Source organism: Plantibacter sp. Leaf1 (genome assembly GCF_001421315.1).
Taxonomy (GTDB): Bacteria; Actinomycetota; Actinomycetes; order Actinomycetales; family Microbacteriaceae; genus Plantibacter.
This window is the reverse complement of the sequence record NZ_LMJX01000002.1, coordinates 353,493-371,462: the sequence shown is the minus strand read 5'-3', so window position 1 is coordinate 371,462 and position 17,970 is coordinate 353,493. Positions and strand designations below refer to the sequence as shown.

General features: G+C 68.9%; 13 protein-coding genes. 8 read left to right on the top strand and 5 right to left on the bottom strand.

The window, feature by feature from the left end:
* The first annotated feature begins 13 nt into the window (after window positions 1-13).
* Window positions 14-3,007, top strand: coding sequence for a bifunctional [glutamine synthetase] adenylyltransferase/[glutamine synthetase]-adenylyl-L-tyrosine phosphorylase (locus ASE44_RS03970; RefSeq protein ID WP_056777591.1), 2,994 nt, complete (start codon window positions 14-16; stop codon window positions 3,005-3,007).
* A gap of 75 nt (window positions 3,008-3,082) precedes the next feature.
* On the opposite strand, the gene glnA is transcribed toward ASE44_RS03970, so the two are convergent.
* Window positions 3,083-4,507, bottom strand: a complete 1,425-nt coding sequence (gene glnA / locus ASE44_RS03965; protein ID WP_056005986.1) for a type I glutamate--ammonia ligase — start codon at window positions 4,505-4,507, stop codon at window positions 3,083-3,085.
* A 139-nt stretch (window positions 4,508-4,646) separates the two neighbouring features.
* On the opposite strand from glnA, the gene ASE44_RS03960 reads away from it, so the two are divergent.
* A complete protein-coding gene (locus tag ASE44_RS03960) occupies window positions 4,647-5,078 on the top strand; it encodes an RDD family protein (protein ID WP_056777588.1) in 432 nt (143 codons plus the stop codon).
* A 92-nt stretch (window positions 5,079-5,170) separates the two neighbouring features.
* Here the strand turns inward: ASE44_RS03960 and ASE44_RS03955 are convergent, their stop codons facing one another.
* Window positions 5,171-5,875, bottom strand: coding sequence for a DUF4191 domain-containing protein (locus ASE44_RS03955; RefSeq protein WP_056005980.1), 705 nt, complete (start codon window positions 5,873-5,875; stop codon window positions 5,171-5,173).
* A 131-nt stretch (window positions 5,876-6,006) separates the two neighbouring features.
* On the opposite strand from ASE44_RS03955, the gene ASE44_RS03950 reads away from it, so the two are divergent.
* A complete protein-coding gene (locus tag ASE44_RS03950; protein WP_056777586.1) occupies window positions 6,007-7,533 on the top strand; it encodes a hypothetical protein in 1,527 nt (508 codons plus the stop codon).
* A gap of 30 nt (window positions 7,534-7,563) precedes the next feature.
* On the opposite strand, the gene ASE44_RS03945 is transcribed toward ASE44_RS03950, so the two are convergent.
* The 3 genes from ASE44_RS03945 to ASE44_RS03935 all read right to left on the bottom strand — a co-directional run bounded on the left by ASE44_RS03945 (window position 7,564) and on the right by ASE44_RS03935 (window position 12,033).
* A complete protein-coding gene (locus tag ASE44_RS03945; RefSeq protein ID WP_056777583.1) occupies window positions 7,564-9,000 on the bottom strand; it encodes a 2-oxo acid dehydrogenase subunit E2 in 1,437 nt (478 codons plus the stop codon).
* A 61-nt stretch (window positions 9,001-9,061) separates the two neighbouring features.
* The gene (gene lpdA, locus ASE44_RS03940) at window positions 9,062-10,435 is read right to left on the bottom strand and encodes a dihydrolipoyl dehydrogenase (RefSeq protein ID WP_056005971.1); all 1,374 of its coding nucleotides are present in this window, start codon (window positions 10,433-10,435) and stop codon (window positions 9,062-9,064) included.
* A gap of 95 nt (window positions 10,436-10,530) precedes the next feature.
* A complete protein-coding gene (locus ASE44_RS03935; RefSeq protein ID WP_056777581.1) occupies window positions 10,531-12,033 on the bottom strand; it encodes a leucyl aminopeptidase in 1,503 nt (500 codons plus the stop codon).
* A 120-nt stretch (window positions 12,034-12,153) separates the two neighbouring features.
* On the opposite strand from ASE44_RS03935, the gene ASE44_RS03930 reads away from it, so the two are divergent.
* The 5 genes from ASE44_RS03930 to ASE44_RS03910 all read left to right on the top strand — a co-directional run bounded on the left by ASE44_RS03930 (window position 12,154) and on the right by ASE44_RS03910 (window position 17,918).
* The gene (locus ASE44_RS03930; protein ID WP_056005965.1) at window positions 12,154-13,077 is read left to right on the top strand and encodes a proteasome assembly chaperone family protein; all 924 of its coding nucleotides are present in this window, start codon (window positions 12,154-12,156) and stop codon (window positions 13,075-13,077) included.
* A 9-nt stretch (window positions 13,078-13,086) separates the two neighbouring features.
* Window positions 13,087-14,394 carry a nitrate/nitrite transporter gene (locus tag ASE44_RS03925; protein WP_056777577.1) on the top strand — a complete coding sequence of 436 codons (1,308 nt, stop codon included), beginning with the start codon at window positions 13,087-13,089 and terminating at the stop codon, window positions 14,392-14,394.
* Window positions 14,395-14,618: 224 nt separating this feature from the next.
* The gene (locus ASE44_RS03920) at window positions 14,619-15,905 is read left to right on the top strand and encodes an RNA polymerase sigma factor (RefSeq protein ID WP_056777573.1); all 1,287 of its coding nucleotides are present in this window, start codon (window positions 14,619-14,621) and stop codon (window positions 15,903-15,905) included.
* 4 nt (window positions 15,906-15,909) lie between these two features.
* The gene (locus ASE44_RS03915; RefSeq protein WP_056777571.1) at window positions 15,910-17,172 is read left to right on the top strand and encodes a MurT ligase domain-containing protein; all 1,263 of its coding nucleotides are present in this window, start codon (window positions 15,910-15,912) and stop codon (window positions 17,170-17,172) included.
* Window positions 17,169-17,918 (top strand): type 1 glutamine amidotransferase, encoded by a 750-nt coding sequence (locus ASE44_RS03910; protein WP_056777568.1) that lies wholly within the window; start codon window positions 17,169-17,171, stop codon window positions 17,916-17,918. The genes ASE44_RS03915 and ASE44_RS03910 overlap by 4 nt, the downstream gene beginning before the upstream one ends.
* Window positions 17,919-17,970: the final 52 nt, after the last annotated feature.

The following is a 17,970-nucleotide window of genomic DNA, read 5'->3' as shown; positions in this document are numbered from 1 at the left end:
GCCGGTGGCTCGTATGGTCCGGGAGAACATCTCACTCAGCACCCTCGCGAGGCTCGGCTTCACCGGTCTCGGTGAGGCCCGGGATCGGTTGCAGGAACTCGCGGCGCTCGTCCCGGTCGACCCGGCGGTCATCACGCCGTCGTTCGCCGTCGCGGCGGATCCGGACGCAGCGCTCGTCGGTGTGCTCATGATCGGCCGGAAGTCGCCCGACGAGCTCGCCGCGCTCCTCGCCGACCAGGCGTCGACCGAACGCTTGTTCCGGCTGTTGGGGGCATCGCAGGGGTTCATCGACTTCTTCCTGCGCCACCCCGACCAGTTGTCGGTCTTCGAGTTGCCGGTCACGAGGGTCCCCACCCTCGACGAAGCCCGCGACGAGCTACTCGCGAGCGTCGGTGCCGTGGACGGCTTCGCCGAGGTCGTCGAGGAACCGGCCTGGGACGCGATCCGCGTCGTCTACCGTCGTCTGCTCGCGGAGGTCGCGCTCTTCGACCTCTGCGCACCCGATCCCATCGTCGTCCTCGACCGCGTTGCGAGCGCCCTCTCCGATCTCGCTGCCGGCGCCTTGGAGGCGTCGATCGCGGTCGCCAGGACGCAGACGAGCGGCTCACGCGGTCCCGGCGTCTATCCGCGCGAGGAGGTCGCGGCGACGCGGTTCGCCATCATCGGTATGGGCAAGGCCGGCGCGCGAGAGCTGAACTACGTCTCGGACGTTGATGTCATCTTCGTCGGTGAGGGCTCGGGGGATGACGCGGGCGGCCTCGACAACGGTCGCGCCGTCGAGATCGCCACCCGACTCGCCGTCCTCACCATGCGGGGCCTCGGCCAGGCCGGTCTCGAGCCGAGCCTCTGGGAGGTCGACCCGAACCTGCGCCCGGAGGGAAAGGCGGGCGCCCTGGTGCGCACCCTCGAGTCACACCTGGTCTACTACGACCGGTGGGCGAAGAGCTGGGAGTTCCAGGCCCTCCTCAAGGCCAGGGCTCTCGCCGGCGATCAGGAGCTCGGGGCGCGATACATCGAGGCGGTGCAGCCGAAGGTGTGGGGGAGTGCGTCCCGCGAGGGCTTCGTGGAGTCGGTCCAGCGCATGCGGGAGCGGGTCACCGAGAACATCCCCGCGGAGGACGTCCACTATCAGTTGAAGCTCGGCCCGGGCGGCCTCCGCGACATCGAATTCACCGTCCAGCTCCTGCAGCTGGTGCACGGCCAGCTCGACGACTCCGTCCACCAGCGGGGCACCCTCGCCGCGCTCGACGGCCTCGCCACGGCCGGATACATCGGTCGCGCCGAGGCGCAGGAGTTCGCGCACGACTACCGCCTGCTCCGCGTCCTCGAACACCGACTCCAGCTGACGCGACTGCAACGCACCCACATGATGCCGCGCGACGAGCCGTCGCTCCGGTCGCTCGCCCGCTCGAGTACGCTCGCGACGACCGCCCAGGCGCTCGTCTCCCGGTGGGAGACGACGAAGCACGGCGTCCGGCAACTGCACGAGCGCCTCTTCTACCGTCCGTTGCTCTCGGCGGTCGCCGCCCTGCCCGAGAGCGGACTGAGTCTGACCAGCGGGCAGGCTGAGGCCCGACTCGCGGCGATCGGCTTCGTCGACCCCCGCGGTGCGCTGGCCCACATCGGAGCGCTCACCGCCGGGGTGTCCCGTCGCGCGAACATCCAACGGCACCTCCTCCCCGTCATGCTGGGGTGGTTCGCGGACGGCGCCGACCCCGACTACGGCCTGCTCGCGTTCCGACGACTCAGCGAAGCGCTCGGCGAGTCGCACTGGTTCCTCCGGATGCTGCGCGACTCCTCGGGTGCGGCCGAGCGCCTCACCCGCGTGCTGTCCGGCTCGCGGTTCATCGGCGAGCTCATGGACCGGATCCCGGAGTCCGCTGCCTGGCTCGCCGGCGATGAGGACCTCCGCCCCCGGTCGTCGGCAGCGCTCGGCGAGGAGATCGCTGCGATCCTCCGACGACACGACTCTCCCGACTCCGCGGCCGCAGCCATCCGGGCGGTACGGCGCCGCGAGGTCCTGCGCCTCGCGATGTCCTCCACGGTCGGCATGCTCGACGTCCAGGGGCTGGCCGCAGGTCTCACCGACGTCTCGACGGCCACGCTCGCCGGACTCCTCGGTGCCGTCCGCCGCATCGGCGGGCTCGGAGCCGACATCGAGTTCGCCATCATCGCCATGGGTCGGTACGGCGGAGCCGAGCTGGGCCTCGGCTCGGACCTGGACGTCCTCTACGTGTTCCGGGCGCTTCCGGACGTCGAGCCACAGCTCGCGCAACGGCAGGCGGCTGCGATCGCCGCCGAGCTCAACCGGCTGAGCGAGGACGCACGACTTCCGCTCGACCTCGACCTCGACCTGCGCCCGGAGGGCAAGAACGGGCCACTCGTGCGGTCCCTCGACTCCTACCGGAACTACTACGCGCGCTGGTCGCTCACCTGGGAGGCGCAGGCGCTCCTGCGGGCTGCCGGCGTCGTCGGCGACCCCGACCTCATCGCCGCCTTCACCGAGGTGGCGGACACCGTCCGCTACCCGGCGGAGATCAGTGAGCAGTCCGTCCGTGAGGTGAAGCGGATCAAGGCGCGGGTCGAGAACGAACGACTGCCGCAGGGCGCCGATCCGACCCGACACCTCAAACTCGGACGCGGATCACTGAGCGACGTCGAGTGGTTCGTGCAGCTGCTGCAGCTCGAGCATGGCGCGGATGTGCCTGCACTCCGGACGACGTCGACGCTGCGGGCGCTCGACGCGGCGGTGGAGGCGGACTTCGTCGACCGGGAGTCCGCCGACCGTCTGCGCGACGCGTGGATCCTGGCGTCGCGGATCCGCTCGGCCATGACCCTGTGGTTGAACAAGACCCAGGACGTGCTGCCCAGCGACCGACTGCAGCTCGAGGGCGTCGCACGGCTGTTGGAGTACCCGACCGGATCGGCGAGCCTCCTGGAACAGGACTACCTCGCCGCCACCCGTCGGGCCCGCACCGTCTTCGAGCACGGGTTCTACGGGCTCTGAGCCCGGCTCACCGATCACGCGGAACCGCCCCGCCATCCGGAGGGATGACGGGGCGGTTCGTGGTGCTGAAGGGACTCAGACGCCGTAGTACAGCTCGAACTCGAACGGGTGCGGGCGCTGGGCCAGCGGCTTGATCTCGTTCTCGCGCTTGTACTGGATCCAGGTTTCGATGAGCTCCGGCGTGAAGACGTTGCCGGCGAGGAGGAACTCGTGGTCCGCCTCGAGTGCCTCGAGCGCGGCACCGAGCGACGCGGGCACCTGCGGGATGTTCTTGGCCTCCTCGGGGGGAAGCTCGTAGAGGTCCTTGTCGACGGGCTCGTGCGGCTCGATGCGGTTCTTGATGCCGTCGAGGCCCGCCATCAGCTGCGCGGCGAACGCGAGGTACGGGTTGCCGGAGGCGTCGGGCGCGCGGAACTCGATGCGCTTGGCCTTCGGGTTCGTGCCCGTGATCGGGATACGGATCGACGCGGAGCGGTTGCCGGCCGAGTAGACCAGGTTGACCGGAGCTTCGAAGCCGGGGACGAGGCGGTGGTAGGAGTTCACCGTCGGGTTCGTGAAGGCGAGGACCGCGGGGGCGTGCTTCAGCAGACCACCGATGTACCAGCGGGCGAGGTCGGAGAGACCGCCGTAGCCGTTCTCGTCGTAGAAGAGCGGCTTGCCGTCGCTCCAGAGCGACTGGTGCGTGTGCATGCCCGAACCGTTGTCGCCGAAGAGCGGCTTCGGCATGAAGGTCGCGGTCTTGCCCCACAGCTCAGCCGTGTTCTTGACGATGTACTTGAACTTCAGGATGTCGTCCGCCGCGGCGACCATGGTGTCGAAGCGGTAGTTGATCTCGGCCTGGCCGCCGGTGCCCACCTCGTGGTGAGCGCGCTCGAGGATGAGGCCGGCGTCGATCAGCTTGAGGCTGATGTCGTCGCGGAGGTCGGCCTGCTTGTCGACGGGGCTGACGGGGAAGTAGCCACCCTTGTACGGCGTCTTGTTACCGAGGTTGCCGCCCTCTTCGGCGCGACCGGTGTTCCAAGCTCCCTCTTCGGAGTCCACCGAGTAGAAGCTCGAGTGCTGGTTCACCTCGTAGCGGACGTCGTCGAAGATGTAGAACTCTGCTTCGGGGGCGAAGAAGGCGGTGTCGGCGATGCCGGTCGAGGCGAGGTACTTCTCAGCCTTCTTGGCGACCTGACGCGGGTCCTTCGAGTAGATCTCGCCGTTGCGGGGGTTGTAGATGTCGAACACCATGATGAGCGTGCGCTCGGCACGGAAGGCGTCGATGTAGGCGGTGGAGACATCCGGGATCAGCTGCATGTCGGACTCGTGGATGTTGGCGAAGCCACGGATGGACGAGCCATCGAAGAGCTGGCCGACGGTGAAGAACTCCTCGTCGACGGTGCTGGCCGGGATGTTGAAGTGCTGCTGCACGCCGGGAAGGTCCGTGAAGCGGATGTCGAGGAACTTGACATCGGTGTCCTTGATGAACTTGAGCACTTCGGAAGAATCACTGAACATGTGAATGGCTCCAAATGGGGTTGGTACAGGGAGGCTGCACAGCGCAGCCACCTGTGAGACTACGGGGAGGGGGTTACCCCGCCATGACACCCATGTTTCGTGGATGTTACGAGAATCCCCGCCCGAATAGAATGGCACAGTGCCCCAGACCCCGCAGAATCCACGGACCTTCGGTGAGCTTCCGCCCAGTGCCTTCCCTGGCGAACGGCTCGGACTTCCCGAGAGCGGCGTCCGTTCGGTCGCGCGGGTCGGTCGGCGTATCACCGCCCTCGTGATCGACTGGGCTCTCGCCGTCGTGCTCTCCGTCGCCTTCTTCGCCTACGACGCCACGGCGACGCTCGTCATCTTCGCGATCATGCAGCTCGTGTTCATCCCGACGATCGGTGGCAGCATCGGTCACCGCCTATGCGGCATGCGGTTGATGCCACTGACCGGCGGTTGGGTCGGGCTGTGGCGTCCGGTGGTCCGGACGGTGCTCCTGTGCGTCGTCGTGCCGGCGCTCGTCTGGGACTCGGACCAGCGCGGCTTCCACGACAAGGTCGCCGGCACGGTGCTCCTCCGCGTGCGCTGAATCCGCGCTGACGATCGGAACGCGACAACGGCCGCCCTCCGGAGAGGGCGGCCGTTGCGGTTGCGCGGGAGACGTTGCGCGACGTCAGGTGATCAGCGTGCGCGCTGCGGGCGGACCCGCATCGGGTCGACGCCCTTCGGGATCGGGAGCTGGGTGCCGAACGACGACAGGCGGTTGCTCACGGCGAGCACCTCTGGGTTGGTCAAGGACTTCTTGACCTTCCGGAGGGCACCGGAGAGCTGACGGAGCTGCACGGAGTCGGCGTCGGGGCCGACGTGGAAGACCGTGATGGGGACGTTCGGGAGGATACGGGTGACCTTGCGCTTCTCGTCCTCGAGCAGGCGTGAGGTGCGCGAACGTGGTCCCTCGGCGATGAGGGCGACGCCCCCGCGACCGACGGCGCGGTAGATCGCGTCCTGGGTCTTGGGGTTCACGGCGACGGGCATCTCGCTGGTCTGCCACGAGCGCGGAGCCGCACGGAGGACCTGTCCGACAGCGCCGGGCCGACCCTCGATCTGCGTGTAGACGACCTTGTCCGCGCGACGCGTGAGGATGAACAGCGCAGCCAGGATGCCCGCGAGCACGCCCGCGATGATCCACATGACGAGCGCGAAGATGTTTCCGGCGGAGAACAGCAGCGCCACGGCGATGCCGATGAGCACCGGCAGGATGAACCCACCGAGCATCAACCACTGCGCCGCCTTGTCGTGGCGACGGGTGAGCTGGAACACCTGCCAGAGCTGCTTGATCCGCCCTGGTTCCTTCTGCGCCGCCGGGGGCGCGTCCTTCTGAGCCATGCTCCCAGGATAGCCGGTGCCGGAGGGTCGTGATGCTGCGATGTGCTCCACAGGAGCGCCCCGCCGGTTCCTTGTCCACAACGATGTGAGCGGAGGGACGCACCGGACCCTCGACGTCACAGGATCGGGATATGGAAACGACGATCGATCCGTCCGATGCAGCAGTCACCGTGGCAGGCCGTCGCCTCGTCAGGCGCCTGGGTACCGGCCAGGAGTGGACGGCCTACTCGACGGTCCCGGTCGAGGTCCAGCCCGGCGGACGCGGCGGAGGAGTCCTTGCGCCGACCGTCGCCGACGCCGTCCTGCTCCGCGCCAGGGCGGACGCCGCTGAACGGAGCCTCTGGCGGCGGGCGGCCATCCTGTCGCGTCTCGATCATCCGCACATCGTGAGACTCATCGACGTCGCAGAGGACCCAGGTGGCCTTCCGTGCCTGCTGGTCGAGCGGCTCGCCGGTGGCACGCTGGGGGAGTTGTTACGACGCCGCGAGTCGATCGCTCCTGGCGAAGCCGTCACCATCCTGGCGCCGCTCGTCGACGCCGTCCGAGCGGCGCATCTCGCGGGCATCAGTCACGGTGGCATCGCGGCCACGGCGGTGTCGTTCGCCGCCGACGGTCGACCGGTCCTCGCCGGTTGGTCCCAGGCCGTCGCCGTCGACCGTCCCGGTCTCAGCGGCGGCACCGGCCAACCCGACCCGGCGTTCGTCGAGGATTGGTCGGCGTTCTCCAGACTCATGGACGGCGTGCTGCGATCGACGCCGTCCGCCGATCAGCCCGAGACTGAGTCGTGGGTCGCGGAAGTCGCGCCCGGACTCGCCGACCATGAGATCGCCAACCGCCTGCAGCAGCGGATCCATGCTCTCGCACGACCCCTGCCTGTCCTCCTGGACCGCATCGATCCTCCGACGGGTACCGCAGCCGACGAGATCCGCGCTGCCGTCGAACACGACCGGGCGATGCGGTCGACCGCGCCGCCGACGAGACGTGCCGTCGCCGAGGCGAGGCGCCGCACGCCCCTGACCACGAGGCTGCGTCAGCGCATCGACGTTCGTGGGGGTCACCGCTCACGTGAGGCGAGCGCCGACCGCCCTGCGGTGCGGCGGAGCGGCCCACCGCGCCGGCGCCTGATCCTCGGGGGAGCGGGCATGGCGGTGGTACTGGCGTCGACCGCGATGGTGCTCCTGCCACCGGAGGTGCCGAGCACCGCCGACGCTGGTTCGAGCGAGCAGCAGCCCTCGACGGTGCAGGCGCCGTCCTCCGCTCCTGCGCCCGTCCCCTCCGTGCAGGCCGATGCCGCCGAGGCCGGCGAGGGCGGCGAGGGCGATGAGGCCGTCGAGGGCGATGACCCGCTCGCAGCCGCCCGCGCACTCGTGCTCAGACGCGACCAGTGTCGTTCGAGTTCGGATGCAACGTGCCTCTGGGAGGCTGTCGAACCCGGATCGCCGTTCGGCGACGAGGAGCAGGTGGGCGACGGGATCGGATCGATCGAGGCGGCGACGCTGGAGCTCGTCGACCGCCAGGGCGACGCGGCGGTCCTCCGTGGCACCGGCGAAGGAGTGGCCACGGACGGCGGTGCGACGAAACGACGCCAGCCCGTCACGCTCCTCGTGGTGAGGGGCGAGACGGGCTGGCGTCTGCGGGAGGTCTTCACCGCCGGATGAGGCGGAGATCCCCGGGTGGTCGTCCTGCGATCAGATCCCGAGCGAGCCGCGGAAGTCGCCTGCTTCGAGGCGGTTCTTCACCTGGACGAGGAAGCGTGCAGCGTCCGCGCCGTCGATGATCCGGTGGTCGTAGCTCAGGGCGAGGTAGACCGTCGAGCGGATGGCGATGGCGTCAGCCCCGTCGACCGTCACGACGACCGGCTTCTTGGTCACGATGCCGGTTCCGAGGATCGCCGACTGCGGCAGGAACACGATCGGGGTGTCGAACAGCGCACCCCGCGAGCCGGTGTTGGTCAGCGTGAACGTCCCGCCGGAGAGCTCGTCGGGCTGCAGCTTGTTGTCGCGCGTCCGCTGAGCGAGGTCGGCGATCTCCGCGCCGAGCTCCGCGATCGACTTGGAGCCGGAGTCACGGATGACCGGGGTGAGGAGACCACGCTCGGTGTCGACCGCGATCGCGAGGTTCTCGGTCTCCGGGTAGACGATCTGATCGCCGTCGACCGTGGCGTTGATGATCGGGTACGTCTGGAGCGCCTCGCTGGCTGCGAGGGCGAAGAACGGCAGGAAGGAGAGCTTGTTGCCGGTCTTGGCCAGGAACTCGTCCTTGACGGCCGTGCGCAGGGCGGCGACCTTCGTGACGTCGACCTCGACCACGCTCGTGAGCTGGGCGGTGCCCTGCATCGAAGCGACGGCGCGCTCGGCGACGACCTTGCGGAGACGCGACATGGCCTTGCTCGTGCCGCGGAGTTCCGAGACCTGGACGGCGGGTGCCGCTGCGGTCTCGGTGTCGGTCGTGCTGCCGGCACGCTGTGCCTGGAGGACGTCCTCCTTGCGGATGCGTCCACCGACACCGGTGCCGGTGACGGTGTTGAGGTCGACCCCGTGCTGGTTCGCCAGGCGGCGGACGAGCGGCGTGACATAGCCGGAGTTGACGACACCGGAAGGCTGCTCGGAAGCAGCAGGTGCCGGAGCAGCGGCCGGAGCCGGAGCAGCAGGCGCGGGAGCCGGAGCAGCGGCGGGGGCCGGAGCAGCGGCAGGTGCCGGAGCCGGAGCAGCGGCCTGAGTCGGAGCAGCGGCAGGTGCCGGAGCCGGAGCAGCGGCAGGCGCCGGAGCAGCGGCGGGAGCCGGAGCAGCAGCGGGCTCGGGTGCCGGCGCAGGTTCGGGCTCGGCGGCGGGTGCTTCAGCTGCCGGCTCCGCCGCGGGGGCGGGCTCTTCGGCTGCGGCAGCGCCCGAACCATCACCGATGGTCACGAGGGCGGTACCGACCTCGACGGTCTCGTCTTCCTGGACGAGGATCGCTTCGATGACACCCGCGACGGGCGAAGGGATCTCGGTGTCGACCTTGTCGGTCGAAACTTCGAGCAACGGCTCGTCGACCTCCACGGTGTCGCCGACATTCTTCAGCCAGCGGGTGACCGTACCCTCGGTGACACTCTCGCCGAGTGCCGGGAGGCTGACGGATTCGCTCATGACCTTGTCTCCTTTGAAACCTGTTGTGTGTGCTTTAGCTTATTGGGGTGTTCGGGCCGCGTCACAGCGCGTGCAGGGGCTTGCCTGCGAGCGCGAGGAATGCTTCGCCGAGCGCCTCGTTCTGCGTGGGGTGTGCGTGGATGAGCGGCGCGATGTCCTCCGGGTATGCCTCCCAGTTGACGGCGAGCTGGCCTTCGGCGATGAGCTCGCCTACCCGGGCACCGATCATGTGGACGCCGATCACCGGGCCGTCGTTCACGCGGATGACCTTGACGTTGCCGCTCGTGCCGATGATCTCGCTCTTACCGTTGCCGGCGAGGTTGAAGTCGTAGCTCGTGATGTTGTCGGCGCCGTACTGCTCAGCCGCCTTCGCCTCGCTCAGACCGACCGACGCGATCTCGGGGTCGCTGTAGGTGACCTTCGGGATGTTGATGTCCTCGATGACGACCGGCTTGAGACCGGCGATCTCCTCGGCGACGAAGATGCCCTGCTGGAAGCCGCGGTGCGCGAGCTGGAGGCCGGGCACGATGTCGCCGACGGCGTAGAGGCCGGGGATGTTCGTCTCGAGGCGGTCGTTGGTGATGACGAAGCCGCGGTCGATGGTGACACCGACCTCCTCGAAACCGAGTCCGGCGGTCGACGGGCCACGGCCGACGGCGACGAGCAGGAGCTCGGCGTCGATGGTCTTGCCGTCCTCGAGCGTGATCTGCACACCCTGGTCGTCCTGGGTGACGCCCTGGAACCGGACGCCGAGCGAGTACTCGATCCCGCGCTTGCGGAACGCGCGCTCGAGGGCCTTGCTGATGGCCTCGTCCTCGTTGGGGACGAGGTGGGGGAGCGCCTCGATGATCGTCACCTCGGTGCCGAAGGACTTCCACACGCTGGCGAACTCGACGCCGATCACGCCGCCGCCGAGCACGGCGACCTTCTTGGGGACGAAGTCGAGCTGCAGCGCCTGCTCGCTCGTGATGACACGGCCACCGATCTCGAGGCCGGGGAGCGAGCGGCTGTACGAACCCGTCGCGAGGATGACGTTCTTGCCCGTGATGAGGTCGTCGCCGACCTGCACGCTCGTCGGGGAGACCAGACGGCCCTCACCCTCGATCGTGGTGATGCCACGAGCCTTCACAAGGCCTTGGAGCCCCTTGTACTTCTTCGCGACGATGCCCTCGCGGTACTTCGTGACACCCTCGATGTCGATGCCCTCGAAGGTCGACTTGACGCCGAACTTCTCGGACTCGCGGGACGCGTCGGCGACCTCGGCGGAGTGCAGCAGCGCCTTGGTCGGGATGCAGCCGCGGTGCAAGCAGGTGCCGCCGACCTTGTCCTTCTCGATCATGCCGACGGTGAGGCCGAGCTGCGAAGCGCGCAGCGCCGCAGCGTATCCGCCGCTTCCGCCTCCCAGGACTACCAGGTCAAAATTCTGCTCGGACACTCCGTTGCTCCTTGTGTGTGCTTCGTGGTCGATCGGAAACCGTCGTGGTGTGTTCGGCGGTGTCGAGGCAGGTCGAACCGCCCCCGTCGACCTTACTACGGGTGGCTAATCTCCTCGGCCATTGCGAGGAGGGTACGGACCGCGACACCGGTCGGTCCCTTGGCGGTGAAGCCGTATGCGGCGTCGCCGTTCATGGCGCTGCCGGCGATGTCCAGGTGCGCCCACGGGATGCGGGTCGCCACGCCCTCGGCATCGGTGCGTTCGGGGATGAACTCCTGCAGGAAGGTCCCGGCGACGAGCATGCCGCCCGCGGTGGTGCCAGGCTTCGCGTTCGCGAGGTCGGCCACGTCCGAGTCGAGCACCTTGCGGAGTTCCGCTGGGAACGGCATCGGCCAGAAGAGCTCGTCGGCGCCGGACCCGGTCGCGATGAGGTCGGTCACGAACGCGGCGTCGCCCATGACCCCGGTGTAGCGGTTGCCCAGCGCCACCACGGCGGCGCCGGTGAGGGTCGCGACGTCGATGATCGCGTCCGGCTCCTCCTCGCCGGCGGCGACCAGACCGTCCGCCAGGACCAGACGGCCCTCGGCGTCGGTGTTGGTGACCTCGACCGTGCGTCCACCACGGATGGTGAGGACGTCGTTCGGTCGGATCGCGGTCCCGGAGGGGAGGTTCTCGGCGAGACACAACCAGGCGGTGAGTCTCGTCGGCACGCCGAGGCGCGCAGCAGCGGCCAGGACGGCGAGGACGGTGGCCGCCCCGGTCATGTCGTACTTCATGCCGACCATCGACACCGGCGGCTTCAACGACAGCCCACCGCTGTCGAACGTGATGCCCTTGCCGACGAGCGCGAGGTGCGTTCGAGCCGCCTCCGGGTGGTAGCTCAGCTTCACGAGACGCGGGGGCCGTGAGGATCCCTGCCCGACCCCGAGGATGCCGCCGAAGCCGTCCTCGGCCAGGCGGGTCTCGTCCCATTCCTCGACCTCGACGTCGAGGCCGTCGACGGCGGCCCGCGCCGCGTCGGCGAAGGTCGCCGGGTAGAGCTCGTTGGGTGGGGTGTTGACGAGGTCCTTGACGAGCCCGATGGCTTCGGCGACCGCCGCAGCGTGCTCGGCGACGTCGATACCAGGGGCGTCGAGGGCGGGCGGGACGACGACGGTGACGCGCTCGAGGGGGTCGGGCGCCGACGGCGTTCCGGTGCCGCGGGACGCGGTGTAGCGGTACGCGCCGATGGCCGCACCCTCGAGGACCGCTTCGGCTGCCTGCGCCGTCCCCTCCGTCAGTGCGAACGTGATGGAGGCGTGGCCGTCCAGCCCTCGGGTCACCGCGCCTGCGGCGCGACGGAAGGCCGCAGGGTCCGTGTCGGCGCCGAGTCCCATGAGGACGAGACCCGCCGCGGTCCCGAAGTGGTCGGGGAGCCGACGCACCTGGTCTTCGGCCCCGGAGACACCAGAGGCGCGAAGTTCGGCGGTCAGTGCCGTGTACGGCTCGGGAGCGAGCAGTTCCGGGCCGTCCTGGCCCTGCCTCACTGCGAGGACGAGTAACTCGCCTTCGAGCTGCTCCACGGTGGCGGACACGACGGACAGTGCGGGGATCGTCATGTCTCCATCGTAGGCACGCGCCCCGCGGGCCGGACGCGACGCCGCCCCTGTTCGCTCTCGGCGGTACCCGGAGGGGCCAGAGGGGCGGAGCCCTCGGACACCCCCGTTTAGAGTTGTACCATGCCTACGCCAGACGACCTCTACGAGGTGCACGCAGAGATCGACGTGCCGGCCGGCCTACACCTGGTCGCGGGGCTCACCGGTTTCTCCGACGCCGGGGGAGCGGTCGGGCAGCTGAACTCCTACCTCGACGACGTGCTCGACACGACGGTCGTCGCCGAGTTCGACGCCGACGTGCTGCTCGACTACCGCGCGCGCCGACCGATCATCTCCTTCGACCAGGACCACCTGACGGAATACCGTCCGCCGCGGTTGACGCTCTCGCTCGCGCATGACGAGCTCGGATCGCCGTTCCTCCTCCTCACCGGCTTCGAGCCGGACTTCCTGTGGGGACGGTTCGTCGCCGCGGTGCTGGAACTCGTCGACCGGTTCCGGGTGAGCGACACGACGTGGGTCCACGCGATCCCCATGCCGGTCCCGCACACCCGACCCATCGGCGTGACCGTGAGCGGCAACCGCTTCGATCTCATCGAGTCGCTCTCGGTCTGGCGCCCGCGGACACAGGTGCCGTCCAACGTGCTGCACCTGCTCGAACACCGCCTCTATGAGCGCGGCGACAGCATCGCGGCGTTCGTCCTCCTCGTCCCGCACTACCTGGCGGACACGGAGTTCCCCGCCGCGGCGATCATGGCCATCGAGAGCCTGAGTGCCGCGACCGGATTGATCTTCCCCACGGACCGGCTCCGTGAGGACGGCCGTGACTTCCTCGCCAAGATCGACGAACAGGTCGGCACGAACCACGAACTCGGTCAGCTGGTCACGACGCTCGAAGAGCGCTACGACGCCTACATGGCGGACAACTCCCCGAAGTCGCCGCTCACCGACATCGACGGCGCCCTGCCGACCGCCGACGAGATCGCGGCCGAACTCGAGAAGTTCCTCGCCAGCAGGCGGCACGGCGACGAGGACCGTTCGAGCACCTAAGCTGGATCGGTGGGATCTCGACGCGTCTGGTGGGTGTTCGGCGTTGGAGTGTTCGCCTACCTCATCACCGTCATGCAGCGGTCGACGCTCGGTGTCGCAGCCGTCGACGCCACAGGCCGATTCCACATCGACGCCGCCGCCCTGTCGACGCTGGCGGTCGCGCAGCTGATCGTCTACGCCGCGATGCAGGTCCCCGTCGGCGTCCTCATCGACCGCCTCGGTCCACGGATCCTCATCGCAGCGGGCTTGTCGGTCGTCATGTTCGGCCAGGTCTGGCTGGGGCTCACGACCGAGCTGGGCGGCGCCATCATCGGGCGGATGCTCGTCGGACTCGGCGATGCCGCCGTGTTCACCTCGGTCCTCCGGCTCGTGAACTCCTGGTTCCCGACGCACCGGGTCCCGATCGTCTCGCAGTGGGTCGGCAACATCGGGCAGATCGGGCAGGTCCTGTCGGCGGTCCCCTTCTCGTTCGTCCTGCACGCCCTCGGGTGGTCGCCGGCGTTCCTCGGCGCGGCGGGCCTCGTCCTGCTCGCCCTGGTCGGCGTGTTGATCGTCGTCCGCGACCGCCCGACGGGGTCCGACGAGGCACCCCGGCCGGAGAGCTGGGGCCACGTCGTCCGCGAGGTGGTGGTCAGCCTGCGGCGGCCCGGCACCCGTCTCGGGTTCTGGTCGCACTTCGTGACCCAGTCCTCCGGGACCGTCCTCACCCTCCTCTGGGGCTTCCCGTTCATGGTCTACGCGCTCGGGTACTCGCAGCCGCTTGCGGCGTCGCTCCTCATCGTGATCGTCGTCTCCGGCATGATCGCGGGACCGATCATCGGCGTGCTCACCGCTCGGTTCCCGTATCGGCGCAGCAACCTGGTGCTCTGCATCGTGACCGTCATGGGCCTTGCGTGGGCGGCGCTGCTCCTGTGGCCCGGCGTGCCACCGATGTGGCTCGTCATCGTCCTGTTCGTCGTCGTGGGGGTCGGCGGACCGGGGTCGCTGATCGGGTTCGACTTCGCCAGGACCTTCAACCCCATCCGTGCGCTCGGCGGTGCGAACGGCATCGTCAACGTCGGAGGGTTCCTCGCGAGCTTCGTCATCATGTTCCTGATCGGCCTCATCATCGACGCGGTCAGTGGCGGCTCGCGCGCCGACTACTCGATGGACAGCTTCAGGATCGCGTTCTCGGTGCAGTACCTCGTGATCGGCTTCGGCGTCGCCATGCTGCTCGTGGCCAGGTCGCGCACACGGAAGCGCTTCGTCGAGGAGGAGGGGATCGCGGTCGGCCCGCTGTGGATCGCCGTTCGCGCCCGACTCGGTCGCCGTCGCTGAGCGTTCGCCCCGTGCGCCGGACCGGCTCTTGACAAACCGCCGGTGGCTCTGCGGCCTTCCGTAGCGCGCTATAATGGATATCGGACCCGTTCACCTCTCGGAATGTCGGCGGCCCTTTTCGGGTTGCACTGCACCAAGACTTGACATGGGTCCTCGTAATGTCCGAAATCACGGACGATCCGGCGTTGACTCTCGAAGCCGGGTCCGAACAGGAAGGTGCAGCTATGGCCACCAAGACCGCTCGCGCAGACGAAGCAGCGCCGGCAGACGAGGCCACGGAGGCTCCCGCAGCGAAGGCTCGGACCACCAAGGCCGCAACGCCGCGCACGAAAGCCGCTCCCAAGGCGAAGGCCACGCGCGCCAAGGCCGCCCCGAAGGCGAACTCGGAGGCCGATGAGGCTGCCGACGACGAGGACGTCGTCGTCGAGGTCGTCGCCGACGACGCCGTGGTCGACGCACCCGCCGGCGAAGCGACGGAGACGGTCGAGGAGGAGGACGACAAGTCCGTCCCCGAGATCACCCTCCCCACCGACGCACTCGTGCTCTCCAACAGCGACGACGACGAGATCCCGGTCTACTCCGCCGCGATCACCGGCGCGACCGCCGACCCGGTGAAGGACTACCTCAAGCAGATCGGTAAGGTCGCCCTCCTCAACGCAGCAGAGGAGGTCGAACTCGCCATGCGCATCGAGGCCGGACTCTTCGCGGAGGACAAGCTCTCGCAGCTGTCCGACCTCGAGAAGCGTTCGCGGGTCGGCCGAGAACTCCAGTGGGTCGCGAAGGACGGAGCCCGGGCGAAGAGCCACCTGCTCGGTGCCAACCTCCGACTCGTCGTGAGCCTCGCCAAGCGCTACACCGGACGAGGCATGCAGTTCCTCGACCTCATCCAAGAGGGCAACCTCGGTCTCATCCGTGCCGTCGAGAAGTTCGACTACACGAAGGGCTTCAAGTTCTCCACCTACGCGACCTGGTGGATCCGTCAGGCCATCACGCGAGCCATGGCCGACCAGGCGCGGACCATCCGCATCCCCGTGCACATGGTCGAGGTCATCAACAAGCTCGCTCGCGTCCAGCGCCAGATGCTCCAGGACCTCGGCCGCGAACCCACGCCTGAGGAACTCAGCCGTGAGCTCGACATGACGCCCGAGAAGGTCATCGAGGTGCAGAAGTACGGCCGCGAGCCCATCTCGCTGCACACCCCGCTGGGGGAGGACGGCGACAGCGAGTTCGGCGACCTGATCGAGGACACCGAGGCGGTCGTCCCCGCCGATGCGGTGAGCTTCACCATGCTGCAGAAGCAGTTGGAGTCGCTGCTCGATTCACTGTCCGAGCGTGAAGCCGGGGTCATCCGGATGCGCTTCGGCCTCGGAGACGGCATGCCGAAGACGCTCGACCAGATCGGCGACACGTTCGGCGTCACGCGCGAGCGGATCCGACAGATCGAGTCGAAGACCATGGCGAAGCTGCGTCACCCGAGCCGATCCCAGTCGCTCCGCGACTACCTCGAGTAGGAGCATGCGCTACGCCCCCGCCATCCTCGCGGGTCGAGCCGTCCGATTCCTCGCCAGGCTGCGTAAGCCGGGCGGGGGATCTGCCGTTCCCGGCCTCGTGGTCAACCGGGTCGCGCCCGGGTTCCTGCCAGATACGCTGAACAGCTTCCCGCGTGGCCTCGTCATCGTGAGCGGGTCGAGCGGGAAGTCCACCACGACCAAGATGCTCGTGGGTATCCTCCGCGCGCATCAGGTCTCGGTGTTCACGAACCCGTCCACGGCGAACATCTCACAGGGCCTCACCTCGGCATTGCTGGAACGTGCCGACCTGCGAGGTCGGATCGACGCGGACCTGGGCGTGCTCGAGATGGACGAGGGCCACGGCGCCCTGATCGCCCCGCGGCTCCGTCCAGCGCATGTCATCCTGACGAACGTGTCCGTCGACCAGATCGACCGCTTCCACGATGCCGCCATGGTGTCCCGGATGCTCGACGCGATCGCCGGACGATCGACCGGTTCGCTGGTGCTGAACGGCGACGACGCGCTGGTCGACGAGGTCGCCTCGGGCAGTGCCGCGACCCGGTGGCGGTACGGCGTCTCGGCCTCGGTCCTGGAAGCCAGCCCACGTGGTCTCGGTTACAGCTCGACCGCCCCGGATCGTGTGGACGCGGACGCCGGCACGGTGGTGCAGTCGCTGGCCGGCGACGAGGTGGTCATCGCGCACCGAGGCGAGACCGCGCGGTTCCGTCTTCCCGCTCGCGGCGTGCACTACGCCGTCGACGCGGCTGCAGCCATCTCCGGTGCCGCGGCCATCCTCGGGCCGGAGTTCCGACTCGCCACGGCGGCGGCCTCGTTCGAGGCCCTGACCCCGGTGTTCGGCCGAGGCGAGGTGACCACCGTGCGTGGTGTCGAGGTGGAGTTCGTGCTCGTCCAGAACCCGGCGAGCTTCCAACTGAACGTCGACAGTCTCGCTCCGGACACGGAACAGATCCTGGTGGCCGTCGGCAGCGACGTCCGCGACCCGTCCTACCTGTGGCCGGTCGACACGGCCCGTCTCGGTCGTGTCGCCGTCGTCTCCGGGTCGAAGGCCTGGGAGGCGGCGCTCCAGCTCGGGTACGACGGCGTCGAGATCGATCGCATCGAGCCGGATCTCGGTGCGGCCCTCGACGCGTTCCTGGCGCTTCCCGCCCCACGTGTCGGCCGCAAGACCGTCATCTTCACCGCCGACTCGATGCGTCGCACGCGTGCGCACCTCGGGCTCGCCTCGAACGATCAGGACGACGCATGACGACCGAGCCGACGATCATCATCGCCGTCCTGCTGCCGTCGAGCTGCAACGTCAACGGCGACGCCGAGAACGGCTCGGTCCTCGCTCGCCGTGGTCGCGCTCGGGGACTCACCGTCGAGCTGGTCCCGGTCGAGTCGGTGGCGGACCTGCCGGACGCGGTCCACGCCGTCGTGCTCGGCTCCTGCGACGACCCGTCCGCCCCGGTCGTCCTCGAAGCGCTCCGGCCGTTCCACGACGCCTTCATCGCGTGGGTGGAGGCTGGGGTGCCGGTCCTCGCCGTGGCGAACGGATGGAAGCTCCTCACCCGTCGTCTCGAACTGACACCGGGCAGCTGGGTGGACGGACTCGCGATCATCGAGGGGGACGCCCCGCTCCGCAGCGCCCGGGCCAGCGACGACCTGCTCGTCGTGCCGGCCGGCGACCTCGAGCTGGAGTCGCCCGTCCTCGTGGGCTACGAGAACCACGCGAGGGACTTCCGCGCCGGTACGGGCGTCCAGGCGGTCGGCGCGGTGCGCCACGGCCGCGGCAACGGAGACGGCACCGAGGGTGCGATGGTCGGTCCGTTCATCGGCACCCATCTGCACGGACCGGTGCTGGCGAAGAACCCCGAACTGGCCGACCGGCTGCTCCGTCAGGCCATCGCCGTCGCCGGTGGGACGTCGATGCTCGACGAGTCGCCGGAACTGAGGGCGCTCGACGACATCGCCGAGCAGGCACGGGCACAGATTGTCACGTCCATCGGCTGAACCCATGACGAAGGGCCCCGGATCTCGGATCCGGGGCCCTTCGTCATGACTG

Excerpts from the sequence above, each read along its gene's own strand:
- ASE44_RS03970 (WP_056777591.1), top strand. The coding sequence starts at position 14 with ATGGTCCGGGAGAACATCTCACTCAGCACCCTCGCGAGGCTCGGCTTC.
- glnA (WP_056005986.1), bottom strand. The coding sequence starts at position 4,507 with ATGTTCAGTGATTCTTCCGAAGTGCTCAAGTTCATCAAGGACACCGAT.
- ASE44_RS03955 (WP_056005980.1), bottom strand. The coding sequence starts at position 5,875 with ATGGCTCAGAAGGACGCGCCCCCGGCGGCGCAGAAGGAACCAGGGCGG.
- ASE44_RS03950 (WP_056777586.1), top strand. The coding sequence starts at position 6,007 with ATGGAAACGACGATCGATCCGTCCGATGCAGCAGTCACCGTGGCAGGC.
- ASE44_RS03945 (WP_056777583.1), bottom strand. The coding sequence starts at position 9,000 with ATGAGCGAATCCGTCAGCCTCCCGGCACTCGGCGAGAGTGTCACCGAG.
- ASE44_RS03935 (WP_056777581.1), bottom strand. The coding sequence starts at position 12,033 with ATGACGATCCCCGCACTGTCCGTCGTGTCCGCCACCGTGGAGCAGCTC.
- ASE44_RS03930 (WP_056005965.1), top strand. The coding sequence starts at position 12,154 with ATGCCTACGCCAGACGACCTCTACGAGGTGCACGCAGAGATCGACGTG.
- ASE44_RS03920 (WP_056777573.1), top strand. The coding sequence starts at position 14,619 with ATGGCCACCAAGACCGCTCGCGCAGACGAAGCAGCGCCGGCAGACGAG.
- ASE44_RS03915 (WP_056777571.1), top strand. The coding sequence starts at position 15,910 with ATGCGCTACGCCCCCGCCATCCTCGCGGGTCGAGCCGTCCGATTCCTC.
- ASE44_RS03910 (WP_056777568.1), top strand. The coding sequence starts at position 17,169 with ATGACGACCGAGCCGACGATCATCATCGCCGTCCTGCTGCCGTCGAGC.